This is a genomic window from Clostridium sp. CX1, assembly GCF_025398335.1.
Taxonomy (GTDB): domain Bacteria; phylum Bacillota; class Clostridia; order Clostridiales; family Clostridiaceae; genus Clostridium_AM; species Clostridium_AM tanneri.
This window is the reverse complement of the sequence record NZ_JAODOO010000047.1, coordinates 1-2,256: the sequence shown is the minus strand read 5'-3', so window position 1 is coordinate 2,256 and position 2,256 is coordinate 1. Positions and strand designations below refer to the sequence as shown.

The following is a 2,256-nucleotide window of genomic DNA, read 5'->3' as shown; positions in this document are numbered from 1 at the left end:
CCTATAACAAAAGGCTTAATTGCTCTTTCAGCAGCATTATTGTCGACTTCTAAAGAACCATCTAGTAGCACATTTTTTAATCCTGGTAAATGCTTTTTAGCATAATCAAGGGCTTTACCTAGCGGACTTCTTGGAAGAGCATCTTTAATTTCTCTTTCAACATAGTCAATAAAGTCATCTATAAGCGGAGCTAGTTTCTCGGCTCTTATTTTAAACCTAATATTATAATAATTTTCATCGCTTGAATAAGCTTCTCTAAGCTCTTTTTCAAGTTTATAAATTTGCTCACAATAATTAAACCCTATTACTCCTCTAGAATTTTTTAGGACTTCTTCATTTAAGTCAACTATTATATTGTGGAAGTATCTTCTTATGTGAGCTAAGCAATATACACGCGTAGCGTTGCTAACGGAGTTATATCCATTATAACCGTCCGTTTGGAGAAATCCTTTGAAATCTCCTAAGAAATTTTTAGGACATGAGCTTGACCTAGTGCTTTGATAATCGTACAAAATTACTGGCTTTGAATTGATGTTACTCATATATAACCACATATACTTTTTAGATTTAGAATCTTTACCATTATCATTAATTACTTTCAGAGTAGTTTCATCAGCATTAATATAATTTCTATTAAGTAATTCTTTTTTCATATGTTTGTATATTGGCTCTAAGGCTTCCGCCGCGGACATAGTCCAGTTACATAGAGTTTGCCTTGAAAGAGTAGCCCCCATCATATCGAAGTAAGTTTCCTGCCTATAAAGCGGCATAGCATGTTGATATTTAAGCACAAGAGTATGAGTAACTAATTCATTAGAAGCCATGCTATTATAAAAAATAGTTTGTGGAGCTTCTGCTGAAATTATATTGCTTTCGCCCGTTTCTTTTTCGCAAGATTTACAAGCGTAGCTGTAAATCACATGTTCTTCAACTATAAGTTTAGCTGGAACATATCTTATTATTTCTTTTTTAGATTTAACTCCAATTTCAACTAATTCTTCACCACATTCTTTGCAGTTAAGATCATCACCTTCTAATTTATGCTCAATAACAACTCTTTCTAAGTTTGCTAGATTATCTTTTTTGCCTGTGTAATTGCTTTTCTTAGCCCTTTTATATGTAATTTCCTTTAAAGTAGGTTCTTCTACTTTTGAATCACTAAATTTTTCAGGCTCGTTAAAAAGAGATAGTTGGTTTGCAGCTACTTGTTCACTAGATACCCCAAATATCTTTCTATTTTTACCTGATATAACACCTTTTAAGAACTCTAGTTCATTTTTAAGTTTTCGTATTTCTTCATCTTTTGAGCTTAATTCTTTATCTTTTTCATTAATTTCATTTTCCATCTTTTCAACTTTGTCAATTAATGATTTTGTCTTTTCATCAAGTTCATTTGTTAAAATTTCGTGATCCATAATTACCTCTTTAGCTTTTATTTTATAATTCATTATATCACAAGAACCCTTGAAAACAAAGGGTTTCAAGGGTTCTTTGCTAATGTATTTTAAAAACAATTACTTTGTTTTATAGGCTTGAACTTAGACTTTGTTCTTATTTCGTAGCCTTTTAAAAGCCACCGTAATTCTTCAATATTTACCTTTAAAGCTTCTTCCGTAGTAGCAGGCCATTTAAATCGATTAGCTTCTAAACGGTGATAATATAACCAAAATCCTTCGTCAAAGTGAAGAATTTTTAGTTTATCCATTTGTTTGTTACAAAAAACAAATAATGCTTTATCAAAAGGATTTAGCTTAAATTGATTCTCCACTATCATAACTAATCCATCAATACTTTTTCTTAAATCCGTGTAGCCGCAGGCAAGGTAGACTTTTTCTACCTTATCTATATTTAACATCTGGTGGCTAATTCCTTAACTATTGATGTAATTAAGGTAGCTTCGCTAACAGGAATAGTTATATTGGCATTACCTACGGTAATTTTCACTTCTTTTGAACCAGTAATATTCTCTTCTACATTATCTTGTTTAGTTAATGAAATAGCATGAAAAACTGTTGTAGGTTTTTCTTTATCTAACCTTCTTTTATGATAATAAAATTGGCTTTTGGAAAGCTTGTTTTCTATACAAAAATCTTTCACAGTTAACTCATCTTTGCAGGCTTCAAATTTATTAATATATTCTTCCCATGTTGCATTATCTAGTTTCGTAGACATAATCATCCTCCCAATAATAATCTTATGAAATAAGTTTATCAATGAAAAGATATGCTATCTAGGTACTTAATTTTTTACGCTTAC

At 30.8% G+C, this 2,256-nt stretch carries 3 protein-coding genes; all 3 read right to left on the bottom strand.

The genetic code is table 11. The annotated features are described in order from the left end of the window. Positions 1-1,415: IS66 family transposase (tnpC, locus tag N4T77_RS20040; RefSeq protein ID WP_261673632.1), on the bottom strand; the 1,415-nt coding region annotated here is incomplete at its 3' end. Between the two features lie 89 nt (positions 1,416-1,504). Then, the gene (tnpB, locus tag N4T77_RS20035) at positions 1,505-1,855 is read right to left on the bottom strand and encodes an IS66 family insertion sequence element accessory protein TnpB (RefSeq protein ID WP_261673631.1); all 351 of its coding nucleotides are present in this window, start codon (positions 1,853-1,855) and stop codon (positions 1,505-1,507) included. Continuing rightward, positions 1,849-2,172, bottom strand: a complete 324-nt coding sequence (gene tnpA, locus N4T77_RS20030) for an IS66 family insertion sequence element accessory protein TnpA (protein ID WP_261673630.1) — start codon at positions 2,170-2,172, stop codon at positions 1,849-1,851. The genes tnpB and tnpA overlap by 7 nt, the downstream gene beginning before the upstream one ends. Between the last annotated feature and the right edge of the window lie 84 nt (positions 2,173-2,256).